The 23,227-nt window shown below is 68.9% G+C and carries 24 protein-coding genes and 2 pseudogenes; 12 read left to right on the plus strand and 14 right to left on the minus strand.

The genetic code is table 11. The annotated features are described in order from the left end of the window. Positions 1 to 4 precede the first annotated feature (4 nt). Complete coding sequence (locus tag BA895_RS14995) at positions 5 to 922, plus strand: DMT family transporter (protein WP_070192704.1); 918 nt, start codon at positions 5 to 7, stop codon at positions 920 to 922. 121 nt (positions 923 to 1,043) lie between these two features. On the opposite strand, the gene BA895_RS15000 is transcribed toward BA895_RS14995, so the two are convergent. The 5 genes and pseudogenes from BA895_RS15000 to BA895_RS15020 form a co-directional block, all read right to left on the minus strand. Next, positions 1,044 to 2,480, minus strand: coding sequence for a class II 3-deoxy-7-phosphoheptulonate synthase (locus BA895_RS15000; protein ID WP_083283403.1), 1,437 nt, complete (start codon positions 2,478 to 2,480; stop codon positions 1,044 to 1,046). 16 nt (positions 2,481 to 2,496) lie between these two features. Next, positions 2,497 to 2,868, minus strand: a complete 372-nt coding sequence (locus BA895_RS15005; protein ID WP_139142678.1) for a hypothetical protein — start codon at positions 2,866 to 2,868, stop codon at positions 2,497 to 2,499. Positions 2,869 to 2,904: 36 nt separating this feature from the next. Beyond that, on the minus strand, positions 2,905 to 3,618 hold the full coding sequence (locus BA895_RS15010) for a response regulator transcription factor (RefSeq protein WP_070192730.1): 714 nt from the start codon (positions 3,616 to 3,618) through the stop codon (positions 2,905 to 2,907). Between the two features lie 5 nt (positions 3,619 to 3,623). Next, complete coding sequence (gene macS, locus BA895_RS15015; RefSeq protein ID WP_070192706.1) at positions 3,624 to 4,775, minus strand: MacS family sensor histidine kinase; 1,152 nt, start codon at positions 4,773 to 4,775, stop codon at positions 3,624 to 3,626. A 255-nt stretch (positions 4,776 to 5,030) separates the two neighbouring features. Further along, positions 5,031 to 5,780: pseudogene (locus tag BA895_RS15020) on the minus strand (lysophospholipid acyltransferase family protein); the annotation flags it as partial. A 107-nt stretch (positions 5,781 to 5,887) separates the two neighbouring features. Here BA895_RS15020 and BA895_RS24725 point away from each other — a divergent pair. Next, entirely contained in the window at positions 5,888 to 6,022 is a 135-nt protein-coding gene (locus BA895_RS24725; RefSeq protein WP_256388452.1) for a hypothetical protein, read from the plus strand. Beyond that, positions 6,019 to 6,669, plus strand: a complete 651-nt coding sequence (locus BA895_RS15025; RefSeq protein ID WP_070192707.1) for a hypothetical protein — start codon at positions 6,019 to 6,021, stop codon at positions 6,667 to 6,669. The genes BA895_RS24725 and BA895_RS15025 overlap by 4 nt, the downstream gene beginning before the upstream one ends. Positions 6,670 to 6,732: 63 nt before the next feature. Here BA895_RS15025 and BA895_RS15030 read toward each other — a convergent pair whose 3' ends face one another. From BA895_RS15030 to BA895_RS15040, 3 genes are read right to left on the minus strand one after another with little or no spacing between them, the layout of a single operon-like run. Further along, a complete protein-coding gene (locus BA895_RS15030) occupies positions 6,733 to 7,701 on the minus strand; it encodes an ROK family glucokinase (RefSeq protein WP_070192708.1) in 969 nt (322 codons plus the stop codon). Further along, on the minus strand, positions 7,698 to 8,174 hold the full coding sequence (locus BA895_RS15035) for a hypothetical protein (RefSeq protein ID WP_070192709.1): 477 nt from the start codon (positions 8,172 to 8,174) through the stop codon (positions 7,698 to 7,700). Before BA895_RS15035 ends, BA895_RS15030 begins: the two co-directional genes overlap by 4 nt. Then, positions 8,171 to 8,614: an SRPBCC family protein gene (locus tag BA895_RS15040; RefSeq protein ID WP_070192710.1), complete on the minus strand. Its 444-nt coding sequence runs from the start codon at positions 8,612 to 8,614 to the stop codon at positions 8,171 to 8,173. Before BA895_RS15040 ends, BA895_RS15035 begins: the two co-directional genes overlap by 4 nt. Before the next feature lie 142 nt (positions 8,615 to 8,756). On the opposite strand from BA895_RS15040, the gene BA895_RS15045 reads away from it, so the two are divergent. Next, entirely contained in the window at positions 8,757 to 10,529 is a 1,773-nt protein-coding gene (locus BA895_RS15045; protein WP_254666492.1) for a long-chain fatty acid--CoA ligase, read from the plus strand. Here the strand turns inward: BA895_RS15045 and BA895_RS15050 are convergent. Further along, on the minus strand, positions 10,522 to 11,898 hold the full coding sequence (locus tag BA895_RS15050; RefSeq protein WP_139142680.1) for a hypothetical protein: 1,377 nt from the start codon (positions 11,896 to 11,898) through the stop codon (positions 10,522 to 10,524). The genes BA895_RS15045 and BA895_RS15050 overlap by 8 nt on opposite strands. Before the next feature lie 115 nt (positions 11,899 to 12,013). Beyond that, the gene (locus BA895_RS15055) at positions 12,014 to 12,373 is read right to left on the minus strand and encodes a hypothetical protein (RefSeq protein WP_175442338.1); all 360 of its coding nucleotides are present in this window, start codon (positions 12,371 to 12,373) and stop codon (positions 12,014 to 12,016) included. 263 nt (positions 12,374 to 12,636) lie between these two features. Here BA895_RS15055 and BA895_RS15060 point away from each other — a divergent pair, with 263 nt between their 5' ends. The 3 genes from BA895_RS15060 (at position 12,637) to BA895_RS15070 (ending at position 15,563) form a co-directional block, all read left to right on the plus strand. Next, complete coding sequence (locus tag BA895_RS15060; RefSeq protein WP_139142681.1) at positions 12,637 to 13,392, plus strand: hypothetical protein; 756 nt, start codon at positions 12,637 to 12,639, stop codon at positions 13,390 to 13,392. Positions 13,393 to 13,450: 58 nt separating this feature from the next. Continuing rightward, positions 13,451 to 15,217 (plus strand): DEDD exonuclease domain-containing protein, encoded by a 1,767-nt coding sequence (locus BA895_RS15065; protein ID WP_070192714.1) that lies wholly within the window; start codon positions 13,451 to 13,453, stop codon positions 15,215 to 15,217. 61 nt (positions 15,218 to 15,278) lie between these two features. Continuing rightward, complete coding sequence (locus BA895_RS15070; RefSeq protein ID WP_070192715.1) at positions 15,279 to 15,563, plus strand: Lrp/AsnC family transcriptional regulator; 285 nt, start codon at positions 15,279 to 15,281, stop codon at positions 15,561 to 15,563. A 9-nt stretch (positions 15,564 to 15,572) separates the two neighbouring features. On the opposite strand, the gene trpD is transcribed toward BA895_RS15070, so the two are convergent. Further along, entirely contained in the window at positions 15,573 to 16,625 is a 1,053-nt protein-coding gene (gene trpD, locus BA895_RS15075) for an anthranilate phosphoribosyltransferase (protein ID WP_070192716.1), read from the minus strand. 4 nt (positions 16,626 to 16,629) lie between these two features. Continuing rightward, positions 16,630 to 17,097 carry a response regulator transcription factor gene (locus BA895_RS15080; protein ID WP_070192717.1) on the minus strand — a complete coding sequence of 156 codons (468 nt, stop codon included), beginning with the start codon at positions 17,095 to 17,097 and terminating at the stop codon, positions 16,630 to 16,632. 226 nt (positions 17,098 to 17,323) lie between these two features. Between BA895_RS15080 and BA895_RS15085 the strand changes: the two genes are divergently transcribed. The 5 genes from BA895_RS15085 to BA895_RS15105 all read left to right on the plus strand — a co-directional run bounded on the left by BA895_RS15085 (position 17,324) and on the right by BA895_RS15105 (position 22,183). Further along, positions 17,324 to 17,902: a heme-copper oxidase subunit III gene (locus BA895_RS15085; RefSeq protein WP_070192718.1), complete on the plus strand. Its 579-nt coding sequence runs from the start codon at positions 17,324 to 17,326 to the stop codon at positions 17,900 to 17,902. A gap of 88 nt (positions 17,903 to 17,990) precedes the next feature. Further along, positions 17,991 to 18,815: a c-type cytochrome gene (locus BA895_RS15090; protein ID WP_070192719.1), complete on the plus strand. Its 825-nt coding sequence runs from the start codon at positions 17,991 to 17,993 to the stop codon at positions 18,813 to 18,815. Beyond that, a complete protein-coding gene (locus BA895_RS15095; RefSeq protein ID WP_070192720.1) occupies positions 18,812 to 19,891 on the plus strand; it encodes a ubiquinol-cytochrome c reductase iron-sulfur subunit in 1,080 nt (359 codons plus the stop codon). The genes BA895_RS15090 and BA895_RS15095 overlap by 4 nt, the downstream gene beginning before the upstream one ends. Further along, complete coding sequence (locus tag BA895_RS15100; protein WP_070192721.1) at positions 19,888 to 21,672, plus strand: ubiquinol-cytochrome c reductase cytochrome b subunit; 1,785 nt, start codon at positions 19,888 to 19,890, stop codon at positions 21,670 to 21,672. The genes BA895_RS15095 and BA895_RS15100 overlap by 4 nt, the downstream gene beginning before the upstream one ends. A gap of 157 nt (positions 21,673 to 21,829) precedes the next feature. Further along, complete coding sequence (locus tag BA895_RS15105; protein ID WP_070192732.1) at positions 21,830 to 22,183, plus strand: metallopeptidase family protein; 354 nt, start codon at positions 21,830 to 21,832, stop codon at positions 22,181 to 22,183. A 289-nt stretch (positions 22,184 to 22,472) separates the two neighbouring features. Here BA895_RS15105 and BA895_RS15110 read toward each other — a convergent pair whose 3' ends face one another. Together BA895_RS15110 and BA895_RS15115 are read right to left on the minus strand one after the other, a co-directional pair. After that, a complete protein-coding gene (locus tag BA895_RS15110) occupies positions 22,473 to 22,874 on the minus strand; it encodes a cytochrome c oxidase subunit 4 (RefSeq protein WP_070192722.1) in 402 nt (133 codons plus the stop codon). Positions 22,875 to 22,877: 3 nt separating this feature from the next. Beyond that, a pseudogene (locus BA895_RS15115) lies at positions 22,878 to 23,227 on the minus strand (cytochrome ubiquinol oxidase subunit I); the annotation flags it as partial.

Below are 23,227 nucleotides of genomic sequence, written 5' to 3' on the forward strand. Positions count from 1 at the left end.
CCGGATGTCCAGGCAGCACCCGGCATCCCTCTCACCCCGGGCCGGCTGGGCCACGGCGCTGCTCGTGGCCCTCACCGCGGTCTGGGGGTCGACCTTCTTCCTCATCCACGACCTGGTCGAGACCGTGCCACCGGTCGACTTCCTTGCGGTGCGGTTCGTCATCGCGGCGGTCATCATGGTCGTGCTGTTCCGTCGACCGCTGCGGGCCCTGACCCGTCAGCAGGTGCTGGTGGGTTCGGGGCTGGGCGCTCTCTACGGGGGCGCGCAGATCCTGCAGACCCAGGGCCTGGCCACGACACCGGCATCCGTCTCGGGGTTCATCACCGGCAGCTACGTCGTGCTGACGCCGGTGTTCACGGCTGTGCTGCTGAGGCAGCGGGTGGCGGGGGCGACGTGGGCCGCGGTCGGGATCGCGACGTCCGGGTTGGCCCTGCTCTCGCTCAACGGGGTGAGTATCGGCTTCGGCGAGGCGATCACCCTGCTGGGCGCCGTGCTCTACGCACTGCACATCATCGGGCTCGGCCGCTACAGCGCAACTGAGATCGCCACAGGTCTCTCGGTCGTGCAGATGGTCGTCATCGCGGTGATCTGCACCGTCGGTGCGCTGCCCGGCGGAATCGTGCTGCCTGACACCCCGGGTCGGTGGGCCTCCTTGCTCTACATGGTGGTGTTCGCCAGCATCCTCGCGCTGTGGGCCCAGACGTGGGCGCAGGCGCACCTTCCGGCCACGCGGGCCGCGATCATCATGACCCTCGAGCCGGTGTTCGCAGCCACCTTCGCGGTGGTACTGGGCAACGAGGCCGCCACGTGGCGGATGCTCGTCGGTGGCGCCCTCGTGCTCACGGCGATGTACGCCATCGAGCTGCGGGCCCGCCGGCGCCCCGGAGAGCTACCGGTCGAGGCCCTGCACCACGAGGTCTGACCTACCGCACGCGGTTCGAACGACGGGTTGGTGAGCGAACGAGGTGGTGTACCACCGCGTTCGACCTCGAACGAGTCGTTCGCGGGGGAAAGCGGGGGAAAGCGGGGGTGGGGTGGGGTGGTCAGGCCTGAGCCAGCATCTCGGAGACCACGAACGCCAGCTCGAGCGACTGCTGGTGGTTCAGGCGCGGGTCGCACAACGACTCGTAGCGCTTCTCGAGGTCGGAGTCGATGATCTTGCCGAACCCGCCGAGGCACTCGGTGACGTCGTTTCCGGTCAGCTCGACGTGGATGCCGCCGGGCACGGTTCCGAGCGACTGGTGCACCTCGAAGAACCCGCGCACCTCCTCGACGATGTCCTCGAAGTCGCGGGTCTTGTAGCCCGAGGGGCTCTCGAACGTGTTGCCGTGCATGGGGTCGCAGATCCAGGTGACGGTGGCGCCCGAGGCGGTCACCTTGTCGACGATGGCGGGCAGGGCGTCGCGCACCGTGCCCGCGCCCATCCTGGTGATGAAGGTCAGCCGGCCGGGGGTGCGGCCCGGGTCGACCTTGTCGATGAGCCGAAGCACCTCGTCGATGTCGGCCTTGGGGCCGAGCTTGACGCCGATGGGGTTGCTGATGCGCGACACGAAGTCGACGTGGGAGCCGTCCAGCTGACGGGTGCGCTCCCCCACCCACACGAAGTGGCTCGAGGTGTCGTAAAGCTTCCCGGTGCGCGAGTCGATCCGCGTCAGCGGTCGTTCGTAGTCGAGCAGCAGGGCCTCGTGGGAGGCGAAGAACTCGACGGTGCGCAGCTTGTCGAAGTCGGCCCCGCACGCGGCCATGAACTTCATCGCCTTGTCGATGTCGTGGGCGATCTTCTCGTAGCGGGAGTTGGCCGAGTTCGTGACGAAACCCCGGTTCCACTCGTGCACGTACCGCAGGTCGGCGAAGCCGCCCGTGGTGAAGGCACGCACGAGGTTGAGGGTCGCCGAGCTCGCGTGGTAGGCCCGCACGAGACGTTGCGGGTCGGGGGTGCGAGCCGACTCGTGGAAGGCGAAGTCGTTGACCATGTCGCCGCGGAAGGCCGGCAGGGTGACCCCGTCGCGGGTCTCGACGGTCGAGCTGCGCGGCTTGGCGTACTGCCCGGCCATGCGACCGATCTTCACGACCGGCACCGAGGCGCCGTAGGTGAGCACGGCCGCCATCTGCAGGATGGTCTTGACCCGGTCGCGGATGTTGTCGGCCGTCGCGGACGCGAAGGTCTCGGCGCAGTCTCCGCCCTGAAGCACGAACGCCTCGCCGACCGCAGCAGAGGCCATCCGCTCGGTGAGGATGTCGCACTCGCCGGCAAAGACGAGCGGGGGGTAGGAGGCGAGGGTGGCGGTCACCTCGGCAAGCGCCGCCGTGTCGGGCCAGCTGGGCTGCTGCGCGGCCTCGAGCGCCGCCGCAGCCGCGTTGAGCTCGGCGATGGCCTGCGACCCGTCGGCGGCGATCTGCTCTGCGTCGGAGACAGCGGTGCTCGTGTTCACGGTTCCAGCGTAGATGCGCCTCCACCGGCCAACGGCTCGGGTCCGCATCGCGGTACCTCTGACCTCACCTCCAGCGACGCCCGCGTGCCTTTCGGGGCGTCTTCACCCCGTACGTCCGAGCGAGATCAAGCACGTGGGGGCACGGCTGTGGCAACCCACACGCCTTGGACACCACCGGCTCGTCGGGCCCGGAAAGTTCTGCCGCGGCCGCCGCCCCGTGCTCACCCAGAAGGGCTCGGTCGGCCCGAAGACTCTTCAGCAGCTGCTCTATCGACCCCGTGCCGGTGGTACAGCAGCTCGACGTGGTGTTCAGCGACACCGACTGCAGGGCGTCGATGCGGGCATCGATGGCGTAGCGCACCACCAGGTACAGGTCGGGCACCTCCGGCGACTCGACGTGCCTCGCCAGGTCAGGGGCCGCGACCTCGTCACTCATGGTCACCGAGCGTAGCCCGACCACCGGTTTGCCGGGTCAGGATGCCGGGTCGGCGAGATCGAGACCGCGCTCGAGCGCGAACCGGGCGAGCTCGACCCGGTTTCGCAGATGCAGCTTGCCGAAGATGTTCTGCACGTGGTTCTGCACGGTGCGGTGCGAGAGGAAGAGCAGCCCGGCGATCTCCTTGTAGCCCATTCCGGTCGCGACGTACTTGAGCACCTCTGTCTCGCGGTCGGTGAGCTCGGGGATGACCCGGTCGTCAGCGCCGTTGCCGGATCGCGGCCGCCGGAACTCCCCGAGCACCAGCCCCGCCAGGCCCGCGGTGAAGACCGGCTCTCCGGCTGCTGTCGCGTGGACCGCGGCCACGAACTCCTCGCGACGGGCCGACTTGACGAGGTAGCCGAGCGCGCCGGCCTTGACGGCATCCAGCACATCCTGCTGGTCGCCGCTCGCCGACAGGATCAGGATGCGGGTGTCGACCCCGGCCGCGGCCAGCGCCGAGCACACCTCTGGGCCGGACAGGGCGGGCAGGTTGAGGTCGAGCACCAGCACGTCGGGCACGGTGGCCCGGGTGCGAGCCAGCGCGGCCCGCCCGTCGTCGGCGGTGGCCACTACCTCGAAACCGGCGTCTGCGAGGTCTCGCGCCACCGCGTCACGCCACATCGGGTGGTCGTCGGCCACCACGACGCGGATGCGGTCAGGCACCTGCCGCCCTTGAGCGGGCGGGTCGGCCTCCGCCTCCCCACTCATGGCGCTCATGGCGCGCCTGCCGGAAGTCGCAGCTCGACCGTGGTGCCGCCGGAGGGCCCCGAGCTGATCCGGGCCGTGCCGCCGAGATCCTGCAGCCGGCCCTTGATGCTCGAGGACACTCCGAGCCGACCCTCGGTCTCAGCCTCCTCCAGCCGGCCCTCCGGCAGGCCCTGTCCACTGTCTCGAATCGTCACGCTCACGTCCTTGCCGTCGGCGTCGAGCAGCACCCAGGTGCGGGCCGACTCGCCCGCGTGCTTGCGAACGTTGTCGAGCGCCGCCTCGACGGCTGCCACCATCTCGTCGCTCACTCGCCGGGGCAGCATGATCGGGGCGGCCGGCGCGACGAGCTGCACCTGCTCCCCCTCGATGTGGCGCAGGGCCGCGCGCAGGTCTGCGTCACCGGCCACCGCGCGGTCGACGACGTCGAGGTCGTGCTGGCTCACAAGGGTGCGCAGGATGCGCTCCTGCTCACCGGCCATCGCCCCGAGCGATGCCGCTTCGCCCCCGAGATCTCCGGCCCGCCGATGGATGTACGAGAGGGTCTGCAGCACCCCGTCATGAACGGTGCGCGCCAACCGGTCGCGCTCAGCCCGGGCAGCGTCGCGTCGCATGGCCTCGGTGAGGGCCGCGTGACTGGCTCGGGCCAGGTCGACGCAGTAGCCGATACAGCCGCCGAGGAGGAAGACGAAGACCGAGTTGGTGATGGTGTTGCCGGTGGGGGTGCCCACCTCGAGGAAGATGCAGATGGTCACGATGGCGGCGGCGACCAGCCCCCCGCGCCACCCGAGCAGGATCGCGATGCCGATGACCGCCGCCGCGGGCCAGATGGACGGGATCGTCTTGGCGCCGGCGGTGATGACCGCCTCGTCGTCGATGACCCGGGTCATCAGGATGGCCACGCACGCGATGACCAGCTCGACCGCGTAGGCGCGCACGGTGCGCATCGGTCGAACCGTCTGTGCGACGGTCCACGCGGTGAGCAGGGCGAGCACCACGACAGCGACCACCGGCATCGCGATCTCGTCGCGACGGTGCCAGACCGTGTACACGGCGTACACCAGCGCCAGGCACCGATAGACGTCGACGCCCCGCCACAGACCGCGCACGACGACGTGGTCGTCGAGCGCGGTGGTGGACGTGAGCGACGTGGTGGTCATCGGTCAGGAGGCCAGGTCGCCGCGTGCGCCGGCGTCCAGCTCGTCATCGCTGACCGAACTCTGGTCGGATGCCGTCTGGTCGGATGCCGTCTGGCCCGCTGGTGTCTGGCCCGATGGTGTCTGGCCGGCTGGTGTCTGGCCGACTGCCTTCTCGGTGGAGAGCGTGTCGGCGGGCTCAGCGGCATCCGGCTCGGTGGCGACCGTCGCCGGCTGCGGACGGGACGCCGGGTGGCGACCCTCGGCCGCGTCGAGCGCCTCCTCCAGCTCGGGGGCGGCGGAGCCGGGCTTGGCGGCCTCCTGCAGCTCGCGAGCCTTGGCCTTCGCGGCGGCGACGAGGCGGTCCTTCATCGAGGTGGCGTACATGTCGACGTACTCCTGGTCGGAGAGCAGCATCAGCTCGTACATCACCTCGTCGGTGATGGACCGAAGCACGAAGCGGTCATCCTCCATCCCCTCGTAGCGGGAGAAGTCGAGAGGTTTGCCGACGCGCACCCCGATCCGCATGATGTGGGGGATGACCTTGCCGGTCGGCTGGGCCTTGTCGGTGCCGATCATGGCCACCGGGATGACGGGCACCCCTGCCTCCAGCGCCATCCGGGCCATCCCCGTTCGGCCGCGATAGAGGCGTCCGTCGGGAGAGCGGGTGCCTTCGGGATAGATGCCGAGCACGTCACCGCGGTTCAGCACGCGCAGGCCCGAGCTGAGGGCCGCGCTGCTCGCCTTGCCCCCGGAACGGTCGACCGGCAGCTGGCCGACGCCCTTGAAGAACGCAGCGGTGAGCCGGCCCTTGATGCCGCGGCCGGTGAAGTAGTCGCTCTTGGCCAGGAAGGTGACCCGTCGCGACACCACGAGCGGCAGAAAAACCGAGTCGGAGAACGACAGGTGGTTGGAGGCGAAGATGGCGGCCCCCTCCTCGGGGATGTTCTCCTCTCCCTCCACCCACGGGCGGAACAGCAGCCTGATGATCGGGCCGAGGATGACCTTCTTCAGAACCCAGTAGAACAACCGTGTCCACCTCCAACTGTGACGGCGAGCACTCTACGGCACTCGCGGCGCACAGTCGGGCGTGCGAGGATTCGACCAGTGTCCCCCGACGCCGCCAGGAGTCAATCGTGCCGGTCCACCGCAACCCCGAAACCGCCCCTCTCCGGGCCGGCCCGGCCGCTGTGCCGACCCGTGAGCGACACACCGGACCCATCGCCGGCCCCGTCGCTGTCGTCACCGAGCTCGCGGGAGGCACCTGGTGAACGAGCGAGATCTCGACGCCGAGTTCGAGAGGATCATCGCGGGCTGGGATGTGGTGGCGCCCGACCCGACGTTCGAGCTCGGCCCGGCTGACGAACCCGCACCCCGGCTCGAGGCCGAACCCGAAACCTCCACCACGGCTGACGCTGGTACCGCCCCGGATGCCGGTCTCGACGCGGGGCCGGACGCCACCTCGGCGACAGGCCCGGGCCTCGCCCCGGAACGCTCCGAACCGTCCGACGCGCCGCGCCCCGGCCTCGACGAACCGACCGGACCGACCGGACCGACCGGGGTGCTCGGGTTCCCCATCGCGCCAGGGGCCGGACACGTGTGGCGCGGCACCGCACGACCGCATCACGACGACGACGTTGCGCTCGAGGCGGTGCCCTCCGATGACCCCGATGGTGACCACTTCATCCCGCCGACGGAGATGGACCTGCCCACGGCCGAGGACGACCCCATGTTCTGGGCGATCGTCGTCGGGCTGGCCGGTGGGCCACTGCTGCTGCTCTACCTGCTTTTCTTCGACCGTGACGGCAGCGGCTGGTGGATCGTCACCGCGCTCACGATGATCGGGGTCGGCTTCATCCTGCTCGTCCTGCGCGGTGGCACCGAACGCGACCCGACTGACGACGGCACCCGAATCTGACCTCGTCACCGCGGTCGACGGCAACCTCGGTGGATCGCGGGAGTCCCGATCGGTCCGACACCGTCACTGGTCGGCTCTGGCCAGCTCGGCGGCCCCGATGAGGCCGGCATCGCCGCCCAGCACGGCGCGCACGATCCGAGCCTCGGGGCGGTAGCCCCTGCCGGTCAGCTGCCGTCGAAAGGCCTCACGGGCCGGGCCGATCAGCATCTCGCCTGCCGCGCTGACTCCCCCGCCGATCACGAACAGCCCCGGATCGAAGGCGGCCGCGAGGTTGGCCATCCCGATGCCGAGCCACTCACCGATGTCAGCGAGCAGCTCACGCGCCATGGCGTCGCCGCCGCGCGCGGCCTCGGTGATGAAGGGCCCGCTCAACCCGGCCGGGTCACCGTCGAGCTTCGTCAACAGGTCGGCCACGACCGGTGAGCCGGCGTGCATCATGGCGCTCGCTTCACGCACAAGGGCGTTGCCGCTGGCGTACTGCTCCCAGCACCCCCGGTTGCCGCACTCACACCGGATGCCGTTCGGCACGATCTGCATGTGGCCGAACTCGCCGGCGATCCCGTTTCGACCACGCTGCACCTGGTGGTCGATGATCAGGGCGCCGCCGATACCGGTTCCGAGGGTGATCATCACGACGTGCGACTCACCCCTGGCTGCACCGTACGTCGCCTCGGCCCACGCGGCGGCGTTGGCGTCGTTGTCGACCGTGACCGGGAACGCGATCCGGGCGGCGAGCGCATCGCGAAGCGGCTCGTTGCGCCAGGAGAGGTGTGGCGCGAACACGACCGTGGCGCGGTCGACGGCCACGAAGCCCGCCGCCCCGATCCCGACGGCCACGATGTCGTCGTGGTCCACTCGCGCGAGCAGGTCATCGACCGCCTCGACAATGGTGTTCTCGACGACGGATGGCGATGTGGAGCGATGCGGCGTGTCGCGCCGGGTGCGGTGCACGATCACGCCGTTCTCGTCCACGACTCCCCCGGCCACCTTCGTGCCGCCGATGTCGATGCCGATGGCCAGACGAGCGCTCATGGCCGGTCGCCCGCTGCCGGGCCTGGTTCGCCGGCATCCGGGTTGCGGCCACCGTCGTCAGAGGCATCAGATGCAGGGGTCCCCCGGTCTGCTCGCTCCGTGCTCGACGCCGTTCGCTGCGCCGCGGCCACATCTCGCAGGGCCGTCGCGGCGAAGGTGGCGAAGTCGGCGATGCGTTCGATCGTGTCGGGGTTGACCCTCTGCACGAAGGCGATCAGCTGACACACCGGGCAGACACGACAGGCGGCAGGGGGCGCTCCGCCACAGGTGCATACGCCCCCTTCGGGCGGGGCGGTCGAGCCGGCATCCGTCTTGGGCTGCGAGCCCGAGCCGGAACGGGAGCCGCCGGACGGGCCGGCGAACGAACCACGTTGGCTGAGCAGCTCGACCAGCAGGGCAGCCTCGGCGGCCACCGATCTCGGTGGCCCGTCGTCGCGTCGGCCGGCCGCGTCGGAGCCTCCGCAGTCGCTCACGCCTCGACGCGCTTCTTCAGCCCCTTGAGCGCAGTGTCGATGATCACCTTCTCGGCCTTGCGCTTGAGCAGGCCGATCATCGGGATCTTCACGTCGACCGAGAGCCGGTAGGTGACCTTCGTCGAGTCACCTTGGCCCACCAGTGTGTACGAGCCGTTCATCGCCTTGAGCACCGTGGCGGAGACCAGCGACCACGAGACGACGCCAGTGCCGTCCTCGACGACGTCCCACTCGTACTCGAGCACGTAGGTGTCTCTGATCGCACCGGCATCGAGAGTGAACTGCACCTGGTCGGCCCAGCCGTCGCCGTCCTCCGCGAGCACCGTCACCTTCTTCACCTCACCGGCCCAAGCGGGGTAGGCCTCGAAGTCGGCGATGACGTCGAGCACCTCCCCCGGGGCGGCGTCGACGACGATGGAGGACTCCGTGCGATCGGCCATGCGCCGAACGTTACCGCCTCTGCCGCCTGCCGGCCCCGTCTCTCCTTACCGAGCCCTGTCGCGCACGACCCGTGCAAGGATGTGCCCGAAACGGTGCCGTTCTGATGGAGGAGTGACCGTGAAGGACAACATCGTCCCGCCCATGGCTGAAGTCACGACGTCTGGAAGCCTGGCTGACCTGCCACCCCGCAACGCGGCTGTCGATCCCGCGGGGATCGCCTTCTCGCGAAAGGTCACCTCAGAGTCGTGGTCGTCGGTCACGTGGTCTCAGTTCGCCTCCGACGTCGACGCCGTCGCCAAGGGCCTGATCGCTGCGGGGATCGGCAGCGGCGATCGGGTCGGGCTGATGTGCCGCACTCGTTACGAGTGGACGCTCATCGACTTCGCCGTCTGGAGCGCCGGCGCCGTGGTGGTGCCGATCTACGAGACCTCGTCGGCCGAACAGGTGCAGTGGATCCTCCACAACTCGGGTGCTCTGGCCGTCTTCGTCGAGAACCAGCAGCATCTGGCGACGGTCAACCGGGCCACGGAGTCGTTGTCGGGGCCGGTCTCGGTCATCGAGATCGACGGCGGAGGCCTCGCCGAGCTGCGCGAGAAGGGTGCCGACGTCGCCGACGACGACCTGCGTCAACGTCAGGCCGGCCTCGACCGGTCGTCGGTCGCGTCGATCATCTACACCTCGGGCACGACGGGCCGACCGAAGGGGTGTGCGCTCTCGCACGGCAACTTCCTCGACCTCACCGAGAACGCCACGGCGAAGATGAGCGAGATCTTGAGTCCCGCCGACGCGTCGACGCTGCTCTTCCTGCCGCTCGCGCACGTCTTCGCCCGGTTCATCGAGGTGCTGTGCGTCACCGCCCGAGTCCGGATGGGCCACTCTGCCGACATCCGGACCCTGCTCGAGGACTTCGCCGGCTTCAAGCCCACCTTCATCCTCGCCGTGCCGCGGGTCTTCGAGAAGATCTACAACTCGGCGGAGGCCAAAGCGTCGGCGGCCGGCAAGGCCCAGGGCGCGATCTTCACCCGCGCCACGGCAACGGCCATCGCCCACAGCCAGGCCCTCGACGACGGTGGCCCCAGTCTGGCGCTCAAGCTGCGTCACACCGTTTTCGACCGGCTCGTCTACACCAAGCTGCGCCAGGCCATGGGCGGTCAGGTGCGCTACGCCGTGTCGGGTGGGGCGCCCCTGGGCAGCCGCCTCGGCCACTTCTACCGCGGTATCGGCGTGGTGATCCTCGAGGGCTACGGTCTCACCGAGACGACGGCACCGATCTGTGTGAACACCCCTGACCGGGTCAAGGTCGGCACGGTGGGCCGGCCGCTGCCGGGCAGTGGCGTGCGCATCGCCGACGACGGCGAGATCCTGCTCCAGGGCGTCGGTGTCTTCACGGCGTACCACGCCAACGAGGCGGCGACCGCTGAGGCGATCGTCGACGGCTGGTTCCACACCGGCGACCTCGGTGACCTCGACGACGAGGGCTTCCTGCGGATCACCGGACGCAAGAAGGAGATTCTGGTGACGGCGGGGGGCAAGAACGTCGCACCGGCAGTGCTGGAAGACCGGCTGCGAGCCCACCCGCTCGTGTCGCAGTGCATCGTCGTCGGAGACCAGAAGCCCTTCATCGCGGCGCTGATCACCCTCGACGAGGACATGTGGCCGCTGTGGTCGAAGAACCACGGCCTCGAGAACGTCACTCTCGAGGCGGCCCGCACCCATCCGTTGGTGCTCGAGGCCCTTCAGCAGGCCGTCGACCAGGCCAACGCCGCAGTGTCCAAGGCCGAGTCGATCCGCAAGTTCGCCGTGCTGCCGGGCGACTTCACCGAGAGCAACGGCTACCTCACCCCCTCGCTGAAGCTCAAGCGAAACGTCGTGATGAAGGACTACGCCGACGAGGTCGAGAAGCTGTTCAGCTGACCAGTTGCGCGACCCGGGCCCGCCAGTCACGCACCAACCCGGCCCGGTTCGTGTGCAGGGCGGACACCAGGGCGTGGTCGACGACGTGCTGGTCGTCAGCACCGTCGGGGGTGGGCACCGTGGCGGCCGCAGACCGTTCGGAGGTGTCGGCCACCTCCCGGTAGAAGCGCACCAGTGCTGGCACGCCATCGCGCTCGGCGAGAGTGCGCACCACGAGCAACGACAGCCCATAGGCCGCCTGCACGCCACCGGCAGCGGGGTCGAACTGCGCCGCAGTGGGGAGGTCCCGCGGCAGTCCGCTGCGGCGCACCGCGTCCACGGCGGGGCGCACGATGTCACCCTCGGGCAACGACACCGCGCGGTAGGCCACGAACTCGGCAAAGCCCTCCGACAGCCAGAGCGGAACCGCACCGGTTGTCGAGCCCCGCACGACGACGTGCGTCAGCTCGTGGGCCGCAACGACGTCACGTCCCCGACCGGACAGGGAGATCCACGCCTTCGGAACGATCACGATGCGATCGGCGCCGGCCGGCTGCCTCGCTGGCAGGGGACCATCCGTGACAGCGGCGACATCGCGCAAGGCCACGGGATCGACCGCGCCGCGCCCGAGCAGCAGAGCCGCCTCGGTATCGGTCGCCGGGGCCACCCACACGGCCGGTCGTGACCGGCCCCAGACGGCGGCCACGTGCGACTGCGCCGCGTCCGCCCGGGCGAGCAGGTCGGTCGCGAGGTGTGGACTGCCGGCGAGCACCAGACTCGTGGCAGAGCGGCGAACCGTCAGGTGGTCCAGATCCCAGGGCTGAGGACGATCATGAGGAGCCCACGCGATGACCTGCGGCTCCCCGTCAGCGCTCGGCGCAGGGTGAACGCTCAGGTCGACATCGAAGGTTCTGTCTGCTGTGTCGAAGCCGGCCAGCCGGTAGCTGAACCGGGCCTTCACCCTGAGCGACGACGGGGGCGTGGCCGACGACGGCGTCAGGGCCGGGGGGGAGACCACCGGGCTCTGGCCGGTCACGGAGACGAGCCGCAGCCCGATGACGCCGATCGAGCGCATCCGGTCGAAGACCTGGCCCTGCCGCTCTCGCAGCAATGAGCCGGCGACCGGGGCGAGCCAGTGTTCACGGGCTCCGTCGGACACGGCAGCGACTCTCGCACGCAGCATCCTCTCGGTGCCGGCGATGGGCGACTCTTGCGGTAGCGCCGGCGTGGGTACGGCTGTGGGTGCCGCCGCCTGGTCGCTCACGCCTGGTGAAGGCACGGCCTCGACGCCGGCGCTGGGCGACACGTCAGGCCCGGGCCAGGTGCAACCCGAGCCCGCACTGAGAGCCAGGGCACCCACCGCCACCACCACGGCTGTACGGCGGCGCATGAGACGGTGGCGCGTGAGACGGTGGCGGCAGGGCACCGAGTCATGGTGGCACGGCTGCAGATGCTCGGCTCAGGTCAAACCTTCACCGTGAGGTGGAGGTTGAGATCTCTGCGCCTCAGATAGCCCGACGCTGACTGTCGGGGACTGGCGCGGCCCACCGCCGACCAGACTCGACAACGGCGCGCGCGCGGCTCGCGGTGTCGTGGTCGACCAGCCCCACCGCGGCGAGGATGGACACGGCTCGCCGCTCGGCGCGGTCGAGCACGACTGAGTCAGGCGGGTTCAGGCCGGCCTGCGTGGTCGGCTCGGTTCCCAGGGAGTCATCGGTCCCGAGGGTGCCGAGGGTGCCGAGGGTGCCGAGGGCGCCGAGGGTGCCGGGGGTGCCGGGGGTACCGGACGACCCCGCGACCCCGAGGCGGTGCGGCGCCGGCGGCTCGTTCCTCGTCGGGAACGGAAGCTGGGTCAGGGCAGTCACGACGCAGTCAGCGCAGTGAAGCTCTCGTACCGGGCAGGTCTGGCAGTCGACGATCATCATGGTGGGTTCACGTCCTCTCTCTGATCTTGCCTTGATCTGTTGTGGCAGACGCTACGAGCCACCACCGACAGCCGGCCTCCGCCGGCTGCCTGGTCACCGGACCCGAGGCGGCGCTGCCGCTACCGCCATGTCATGCTTTGCACCGACTTCCCCGCCGCCACCGCTCCGAGCTGAGTGGCGGCCCCCTCATCTGGAGACACTTCATGCGACGACCTCTTGCCACCTCCCTCATCGCTGCGGGGGCCGGGATTGCCTCGACACTGCTGGTTACTCCGACCGCCGTGGCCTCACCCGTGGCGGAGGACGCATCCGCAGTGGCGGTCGTCACCGCCGAGTGGAGCATGCAGAGCCGAGGAGTCACGGTTCCCGACCCCGGATCGGGCCTGACCCTCAAGCTGAGCGGCTCATGGTCTGCCCTTCCGGGGCAGGTTCGCTTCGGCGCCGACGGAGCCAGGGGCCTGGCGCTCACAGACGATGTCGGCAGGCTCAGCCCCCGAAAGGCAGATTTCGCTGTGGTCGCCGCCTTCACCACGGCAACGGTTCCCACCACCGGGGGCTACTCGTCGAACGTGGTTCAGAAGGGCCTCTTCGGGACGGGCGGCCAGTGGAAGATGCAGCTGCACCCCAGCAAGCAGTGGGGAACGCTCGCCGAATGTCGGTTCGAGGGTGACAAGGGGTCGGTGATCGTGCGTGACGGCCGGAACAGCCGGCTCGACGACGGTCGCTCGCACGTCGTGGCCTGCTGGCGTAGCGGCTCACGTCTCGGCGTCACGGTGGACGGGCACAAGACGCTCGTTTCGCGGAGCGTCGGGAAGATCGCTCCGCAGACAGGAGTGACGGTGGCCAACCAGAGCACCGCGGGGAGCGTCGGAGACCAGTTCAACGGCTCGATCAGCTGCGTCGTGGTGGCGATCGGCCCCAGATCCTTGGCTCGCGCGCAGTCCCGATCCGGCTGCTGACCCTGGTTCACGGCCGCGCCTTCGCAGCGTTGTCGCCGGTGCGTCCTACGGTCTGAGCATGAAGGCGATCCAGTCGACGTTCGACGACCTCGGCACTGCACTGGCCGACGTCACGTTTGTCGTGGTCGACCTCGAGACCACCGGCGGTAGCCCCGACCACTGCGGTATCACCGAGATCGGGGCCGTCAAGGTTCGCGGCGGAATGGTGCAGGGTGAGTTCCAGACCCTCGTCAACCCCGCTGAGCCGATCCCGGCGTTCATCTCCGTGCTCACCGGCATCACCGATGCCATGGTGGCGCAGTCCCCCCGCATCGAGACCGCTGTGCCGGCGTTCCTGGAGTTCGCTGCCGGCTCCGTGCTCGTGGCGCACAACGCCGGCTTCGACATCGGTTTTCTCAAGGCGGCCGCTCGGCGCGTCGGGGTGCCCTGGCCGAGCTTTCGGGTGCTCGACACCCTGCACCTGGCTCGACACCTCGTGGGCCGCGACGAGTCACCGAACCACAAGCTGGGCTCGCTCGCCCACGTCTTCAGCGCCACGACCACCCCCGACCACCGGGCCCTGCACGACGCAAGAGCCACCGTCGACGTGCTCCACGGGCTCATCGAGCGGGTCGGCAACCTCGGCGTCCACACCCTCGAAGAGCTGGCGAGCTACACCTCCCGGGTCACTCCCGACCAGCGTCGCAAACGGTTCCTGGCCGAGTCGTTGCCCAACGCGCCCGGGGTCTACCTGTTCAAGGACGCCGAGCGCCGAGTGCTCTATGTCGGAACCAGCCGAGACGTGCGCACCCGTGTGCGCACGTACTTCACGGCATCCGAGACCCGCTCCCGGATGGCCGACATGGTGCGCCTGTCGCACGCTGTGGAGGCCGTCGTCTGCCAGACTCCCCTCGAGGCGCAGGTTCGTGAGCTACGCCTCATCGACGAACATCAGCCCCGCTTCAACCGTCGCTCGAAGCGCAACCGCAAGGCGTGCTGGGTCAAGCTCACCCGCGAACGGTTTCCGCGGCTGTCGCTCGTGCGCCAGGTTCGCGACGACGGCGCCCACTACATCGGCCCGTTCCGCTCACGCGTCACCGCCCAGGCGGCCATCGACGCCGTGCACGAGGTGATCCCGCTTCGGCAGTGCACCCAACGGTTGTCCGGCAACGAGTCCCCCTGCGCTCTCGCCGACCTGGGTCGGTGCGGGGCTCCCTGCACCGGGGCACAGTCCGAGCGTGAGTACGCCGTCGTCGCCGCACGCGCTTCGGCCCTGTTCACCGGCGACGCGAGGCCCGGCGCGCACCTGCTGCGGGCTCGGCTCGAGGCCCTGGCCTCCCAGGAACGGTTCGAGGATGCCGCCAAGGTGCGCGACCGGTTCGTGCAGCTCGTCCGAGGAGCCGCCAGGGCTCAGCGGCTCGACCCTTTGCTGCACACCGCCGAGATGGTCGCCGCCCGGGCCCGCGTCGAGGGCGGTTGGGAGCTGGTCACCATTCGCTACGGACGACTCGCAGGAACCGTCCTGAGCCCGCGCGGCGCCGACCCGATGGTCTACGTCGCCACGATGCTGGCGACGGCCGAGGTCGTGGCGGTCTCCTCTCGTGCCGACCCGGCCGCCCTCACCGAGGAGACCGAGCTGTTGCTGCGTTGGCTCGAGCAGCCTGGAGTGCGCATCGTCGACATCGACGGAGCCTGGACCTGCCCGATAGGCGGGGCCGGCTCGGTGCGCCACGAGCTCGAGCCGGCCATCGCTGCGGCTGCCGATGCGGCGGCGGAGGTCGTCGGCTTCGACGGCGAGCGAGGATCGGCCCTGGGGCATCGGTCGGGCTGGCGGGCCGCTGGATGACGTTCTGGCGGCCACCCGCCGTGACAGTGGCTCTCGCAAGACGGCCCGGTAGGGTGGGCCCGTGATCACCGCCATCGTCATGATCAGCTGCGAGGTCGACCGGATCCCTGAGGTCGCGGAAGCCATCGCGAACATCCCGCAGGTCTCGGAGGTCTACTCGGTCACGGGCGACGCCGACCTGATCGCGATGGTGCGCGTGCGCGCGCACGACGAGTTCGCCGAAGTGATCGCCGACCACCTGAACAAGGTTGAGGGAGTTGTCGGCACCTCGACGCACATCGCCTTTCGCACCTACTCCGCCCACGACCTCGAGGCAGCCTTCAGCCTCGGCCTCGAAGGCGCCTGACCTTCGAGGTCAGCGGTGCGTAGCCTCGACCCAGCGGTGCACCAGCCGGGTCGCGGCGCCGCTGTCGATGGCCTGTTCGGCCACCCGCATCCCCGCGGCCAGGTCGCGGTCGAAGTCGGCCGGTGCGGGCCCCGAGTCGGCCCTTGTGAGGGCTACCGCGATACCTGCGTTGAGCACCACCGCATCTCGCACCGTGCCCCGCTCACCCGCGAAGACCCGCAGCACCACGTCGGCGTTGAACGCCGCGTCGCCGCCACGGAGCTCTTCGACTGGATGCAGCTCGAGCCCCACGCGCGTCGGATCGACCTCGCGCTCGGTGACCTGGCCGCCGCGTACCCACCAGACGTGCGTCGTGGTCGAGACGGTCACCTCGTCGAGCCCGTCGTCGCCACGGAACACCGCGGCATCCTTGCCCCTGCTCGCGAAGACCCCCGCCAACAGGGGGGCCATGCGCGCGTCAGCACAGCCGACCGCGGCGAACGTCGGCTGAGCGGGGTTGGTCAGTGGCCCGAGGAAGTTGAAGGCAGTGCCGATACCGAGGTCTCGGCGGGCCACGGCGGTGTGCCGGAACCCGGGGTGAAAGGTCTGCGCGAAGCAGAAGGTGATGCCGGCCTCGCGCACCACCTCCGCCACCCGTGCGGGTGAGAGGGCGAGGTCGATCCCCAACGACTCGAGCACGTCGGCGGAACCCGAGCTCGACGACGCCGCCCGGTTGCCGTGCTTGACGACCCGGATGCCGGCGGCCGCGGCGACCATCGAGGCCATCGTGGAGATATTGACGGTATGGGCGCGGTCACCCCCGGTGCCGACGATGTCGAGGCTCGGCTCCTGCACCTCGATGCGGTTCGCGTGCGCGAGCATCTGCTCGGCCAGACCGTGCATCTCCTCAACGCGCTCCCCCTTGGCCCGCAGACCGATGAGAAAGCCGGCCACCTGCGCGGGGGTCGCCTCCCCCGCCATGATCTGCGCCATGGCCCACTCGCTCGCGCCGCGGCCGAGGTCATGTCCGTCGATGAGGTCAGAGAGCAGGGTGGGCCAGGTGACCTGCTCGGGGGTGCCCACGGGGTCAGCCCGTGGGCGCGGCCGTGCGCGCGAGCGTCGCGATGGCCGACGTGAGCGCGATCGGGTCGATCGGGTGCGGAACGGCGAGGTCGGCCTGCGACCAGGCAGCCAGCCAGCTGTCCTGGGGGCGACCGGTCAGCACGATGATGGCCGGGCAGTCGAAGATCTCGTTCTTCAGCTGTCGGGCCAGCCCGAGGCCGCCGACCTTGGCCGCCTCCCCGTCGAGCACGAGGATGTCGAAGCGATCGTGGTCAGCAGCGTCGATGACTGCATCGGCCGTGGCGCACTCGTGCCAACGGACGATCTCGACGTCGCGCGCCGGGCGGCGCCCCGCTGCGGCGCGCACGGCGTCGCGGGTCGTGTAGTCGTCGCTGTAGAGCAGGATCGAGACCCGGTGCGGCGGCGCGGCCGTGGTCGCCGTGGTGAGCTCGGTGGAGGGGCCGCCGGCGGCGCTGACGTTCGAGTCGGTCATGCGGTGATGCTACCGGGCAGCCGGTCGCCACCGGGTCGACGGGCCTCCTATGCGGGAACGCGTGTCGGAATCATCACGAAACCTCGACAGGTACGCGCTGACCGGGGGGTCAGTCGCGCACCGCAGGGTGAATGTGGCCATAATAGGAAGCGTGTCGACAGCATCCACGCTTCCCCCCAGCGCAGTCGTGAGTACGCCCGCCCACGGGCCGGCCACTCGCCCCAACATGGTCGCCGTAGGCACCATCGTCTGGCTCTCGAGCGAGCTGATGTTCTTCGCCGGCGTTTTCGCCGTCTACTTCCAGCTGCGCTCGGTGCGTGCTGACCTGTGGGCCGAGCAGACGGCCAAGCTCAACGTCACCTTCGCGGCCATCAACGCGACCGTGCTGGTGATCTCCTCGGTGTGGTGCCAGCTCGGGGTCTGGAAGGCCGAGCGGGGTCAGAAGGCGCGCACCGGCAGCCTGCTCGACCTCAAGAGCTGGGGCATGCGCGAGTGGTACGTGCTCACCTACCTCTTCGGTGCCTTCTTCATCGCCGGCCAGGTGATGGAGTACGCCGAGCTCACCCACGAGAACGTCACCCTGAGCTCCGACGCCTACGGGTCGATCTTCTACATGGCGACCGGCCTGCACGGCATCCACGTCACCGGCGGCCTCATCGCCTTCCTGCTGATCATCGCGCGCACGTTCACGACCAAGCGCTACACGCACGCCAACGCCACCGGCGCGGTCGTCACCTCCTACTACTGGCACTTCGTCGACGTGGTCTGGATCGCGCTCTTCATCACGATCTACATCCTCAAGTGACTCTGACCACGACCGACCGGCACGACCCGAGCCACCAGCCCCGCCGCCAGAACAGCACCCCAACCCGCACGGACGACAGGACGACTCAGTGAAAGCCTTGGCCGCTCGCCGCCGACACCCCGCAGCCATCGCCGTGCTGATCCTGCTCGGCCTCCTCGTGACGGGCGGGGCATACTCGTTCCTCGCCCCCAAGCAGGCTCAAGCCACCTCGGTCACGGCCGACTCGGTGGCCACCGGCAAGAAGCTCTTCCTCGCCAACTGTGCGTCCTGTCACGGTCTCAACGCGCAGGGCACCGCTTCGGGGCCCTCGCTGGTCGGCGTCGGCGCCGCCTCGGTCGACTTCCAGGTCGGAACCGGTCGGATGCCGCTCGCCGGCCCCGCAGTGCAGGCGCCCCAGAACAAGGTGAAGTTCGACGAGGAGCAGATCTCGGCGCTGGCGGCCTACGTCGCCACGCTCGGGCCCGGGCCGGCGGTTCCCGACGGCGAGTACACGACCCCCATCGTTCCCGGTGACGAGAAGGCAGCCGGCCAGAGCCTGACCAACAGTGAACGCATCGCCCGAGGCGGCGAGATCTTCCGGGTCAACTGCGCGATGTGCCACAACTTCGCGGGCGCCGGCGGCGCCTTGACCCGCGGTAAGTACGCTCCGGCCCTCACGGGGGTCACGCCGACCCACATCTACGAGGCCATGGTCACCGGCCCCCAGTCGATGCCGGTCTTCAACGACACGAACATCACCCCCGCCGGCAAGCAGGAGGTCATCTCCTACCTCGATGCCATCGACAACCAGACGAACGTCGGAGGCATGACCTTGGGCAACCTCGGGCCGGTCTCGGAAGGTCTCTTCGCGTGGATCTTCCTGCTCGGCCTGATGATCGCCTCGGCCGTCTGGCTCGGAAAGAAGGCAGCATGAGCGACATCGACACCACTCGGCCCGAGTCTGGCTCCGAGCTGGCACACCACCAGGAGCAGTCTCTCGACCGGTTCGAGAACCCGGGTCTTCCGCCGCACATCCACCGTGCCGCTGACGATGACCCGGCCGCCGGCAAGAGGGCCGAGAAGCAGGTCGCCACCCTCTTCGGTCTGTCGATGCTGGCCACGCTCGTCTTCATGGTCGCCTACTTCGCCATTCCCGACGAGTCAACCTTCTACCTGCCTGGGGTGGGCCTGTCGAAGACCCAGAACGTCGTGCTCGGCCTATCGATGGGCTTCGCGCTCTTCTTCATCGGCATCGGTGCGGTCCACTGGGCCAAGACGCTGATGTCTGATGAGGAGATCGTCGAGGAACGACACCCGCAGCGCTCCGATGACCGCAGCCGGGCTGCCGCCGTGGCCACCGTGCTCGACGGCGGCGCCAACGCCCAGCTCGGGCGTCGCCCGCTCATCCTCTACTCCCTCACGGGGGCCCTGGGGCTGTTCGCCCTCCCCTTCGTGCTGCAGATCGCCGGCTCGCTCGGCCCCGTCAATGCTCCTGAAGAGCTCAAAGAGAACATCTGGGACCTCAAGAACAACGACGGCAAGCCGATCCGACTCATGCGCGACCCCGAGATGACTCCGATCAAGCTCTCCGACGTCACCAACGGCTCGGTCTTCCACGTCATGCCCGAGACGCTGCAGAAGAACATCGACGAGAACCACGGCGTTCTCGAGGCGAAGGCCAAGGCAGCGGTGATCCTGATCCGTCTCGAGCCTGACCTCATCAAGGTGCAGAAGCAGAAGGACTGGGGGGTCGACGGGGTCGTCGCCTACTCCAAGATCTGCACCCACGTCGGCTGCGCCGTCGGCCTCTACGAGCAGACCACTCACCACCTGCTCTGCCCGTGCCACCAGTCGACCTTCGACCTGCCCGACGACTGCAACGTCATCTTCGGCCCGGCCAAGCGGCCGCTGCCGCAACTCAAGATCACCGTCGACGACGCGGGATACCTCGTCGCCCCCCAGGGCTTCATGGAGCCCGTGGGACCGAGTTTCTGGGAGCGTTCACGATGAGCACCATCAACGACACGCGGCCGGCTGAGGCGCTGCGCGACGGCGACCTCGGCGCCGAGCAGGAGCGGGCCGACGTCAAGCCGCTCGGCGGGATCGCCGGCTGGCTCGATGACCGCACGGGCGGGGCCAAGCCCACGTCGCACTTCCTGAAGAAGGTGTTCCCCGACCACTGGTCGTTCATGCTGGGCGAGATCGCGATGTACTCGATGATCATCTGCCTGCTGACCGGGGTCTTCCTGACCTTCTGGTACGTGCCGAGCATGACGCAGGTCGTCTACGACGGTTCGTACGTGCCGCTGCAGGGCATTACGGTCTCCGACGCCTACCGCTCGACCCTCAACATCTCCTTCGACATCCGCGGTGGGCTGCTGATCCGGCAGATTCACCACTGGGGCGCGCTGATCTTCGTCGTCTCGGTCTTCGTGCACATGACACGGGTCTTCTTCACCGGAGCGTTCCGCAAGCCCCGTGAGATCAACTGGGTGCTCGGAACCCTGCTGTCGATGCTGGCCTGCATCGAGGGTTTCGCCGGCTACTCGCTTCCCGACGACCTGCTCTCCGGCACCGGCATCCGCGCCATGAACGGCTTCGTGCAGTCCATTCCCGTCGTCGGCAGCTACGTGTCGTACTTCATCTTCGGCGGGGCCTTCCCCGGTGAGGCGATCATCCCGCGCCTGTACTCGGTGCACGTGCTCCTCCTGCCGGCCGTGCTCGTCGGAGTCTTCACGGCCCACATCCTGTTCGTCGTGATCCACAAGCACACCCAGTTCCCCGGGCCCGGCCGCACCAACAACAACGTCGTCGGCTACCCGCTGATGCCGGTCTACATGGCCAAGGCCGGGGGCTTCTTCTTCATCGTCTTCGGCATCATCGCCCTCGTCTCGGCCGTGGTCTCGATCAACCCGATCTGGGGCTACGGACCGTATGACCCGTCGCCGATCACGGCAGGCTCCCAGCCCGACTGGTACATGGGCTTCGCCGACGGTGCACTCCGTCTGCTGCCGGGCTTCCTGGAGTTCCAGACGTTCGGCTTCACCTGGAGCATGAACATCTTCCCGGGCTCGATCCTGCTGCTGCCGTTGATGTGGGGCATCATCGGCGTCTACCCGTTCGTCGAGTCGTGGGTCACCGGCGACAAGCGCGAGCACCACCTGCTCGACCGGCCCCGCAACGCCCCGACCCGCGCGGGCATCGGTGTCGCCGGCATCACCGCCTACACCGTGCTGCTGTTCGCATCGGGCAACGACCTCATGGCCATCAAGCTGCAGCTGTCGATCAACGACCTGACCCAGCTCTTCCGGCTGCTGTTCTTCGTCGGCCCGGTGATCGCCTTCTGGTTGACCAAGCGCATCTGCCTCAGCCTGCAGCGTGCCGACCGTCAGAAGGTGCTCCACGGCCGCGAGACCGGCACCATCTGGCGCTACCCCGATGGCCGGTTCGAAGAGATCCACGCCCCGCTCAGCCCCTTCGAGCGGTGGGCTCTGGTTCAGCACGAGTCGCCCGAGCCCCTGCGGATCTCCGCCGAGGCCGACGAGAACGGGGTGGCCAGCCCGCTGGCGCGCGTGGAGCGCGTCCGAGCCAAGCTGTCGCACTTCTACTTCAGCGACCGGGTGGCCCCGCCCACGCCGTCTGAGCTCGAGGCGGCTCACCACCACGGTGACGAGGTCGACGAGAGTCATCTGCTCACCGGTCAGCATGAGGCCATCGACACTTCCGAGACGAGCGACTCCAGCTCGACCCCTCGCGAGACCATCAAGGCCGACCGCAAACGCCTGACCTAGGCCTGCGCGCACCAACACCGAGAGGCCCGTCCCTACCACCTAGGTGGGGCGGGTTTCTCGCTGCCCGAGCAGGGGTGAAGACTGGCGCCGACCTCCGGTCAGCGACGTGACGGTTTCAGCGACGTGGCAGGTTCAGCGACGTGACAGACTCGACAGCGTGCAACAGGTCAGTGACGAGTACTTCGAGCAGGTGGTCGGAGAGGCCCTTGACTCGATCCCCGCCGACCTGGCCGCAGCCATGAGCAACGTGGTGGTGCTCGTCGAGGCGGAACCGCCCGCTGACGAGCCGGAGCTGCTCGGGATCTACGAGGGCACTCCCCTGACCGAACGGGACGGCTGGTGGGACGCCGGCTCGCTTCCCGACCGCATCACCATCTTCGCAGGACCGCTGCAACGGCTGTGCTCCACGGCCGAACAGCTTCGAGACGAGATCGCCATCACCGTCGTACACGAGGTCGCCCACCATTTCGGCATTGACGACGCCCACCTGCACGAGCTCGGCTGGGGCTGAACCGGCAGGGTTAACCGTCAGGCTGAGCCGTCGGGTCTCACCCCGGGCTCTCGCTCGCGTACCGGGCCCCTGCGCGCCAAGCACGGCCGCGGCACACCTTTACGCGCGACCGCACGAGGTCTACCGTCGGAGATGTCAGTCAAGTCCGATCGGACGGAGGTACCCGATGACCTCTCCAGCGCGATCGCACCACGAGCCGAACGGGCCGTGACCCAGCTTGCATGACGAAGGGGAAGGCCAACCGGCCTTCCCCTTCGTCATGTCCGACGCGTGGGCCGGCAGGAACCTCTCAGATGGAGTACTCACCCGAGAAGGACTCGAAGACCCAGAGCACCAGGGCGACGGCCCCCAAGAACGCACCGATGATGAACAGCCACCAACCGACCGCCAGGCCAGTGAACATGACAGCACCGGCGAGCGCGAGCCAGAGCGGGGTCCATGAGCTGGCGACGAAGTATCCGTAGTTTCCCTCACCCTCGTCGATCTCGCCCGTGATGTTGTCTTCGGGGCGGAGGGGAAGAGCCTTGCCGGTGACGTAGAGGTAGAACCCTGTCAACAGGAACAGCAGCATCGTCAGCAGCAGGGCGGTGGTCCCGATCGGCTCTTCCCACTTCGACCAGAAGCCGTAGATCAGGGTGAGCACTGCGAAGAAGACGCAGAGGTACGCGAAGAGCTTGGTCTCGACCTTCACCGTTCAGCTCTCCTTGCCCGCGTTGGACGCCCGCGCGGGGTCTCGGTCTCCGACGTCGGCCTGGCCCATGACCTGGATCAGGGTGCCACGGTCAGGCACGGGTGCGGCTCCCGGGGCGGCTTCGGGGTGATGGAGGTCGAACGCCGGCCGTTCGGAGCGGATGCGGGGCAACGAGGTGAAGTTGTGCCGCGGCGGCGGGCACGAGGTCGCCCATTCGAGCGAACCGCCGTAGCCCCAGGGGTCGTCGGTCTCGACCAGTGGCGCGGAACGCCAAGTACGCCACACGTTGTACAGGAACGGGATCATCGAGGCGCCGAGCAGGAACGCGCCGCAGCTGGAGATCACGTTCGCCG

It is taken from the genome of Humibacillus sp. DSM 29435 (genome assembly GCF_001758225.1).
In the GTDB taxonomy this organism is placed as follows: domain Bacteria; phylum Actinomycetota; class Actinomycetes; order Actinomycetales; family Dermatophilaceae; genus DSM-29435.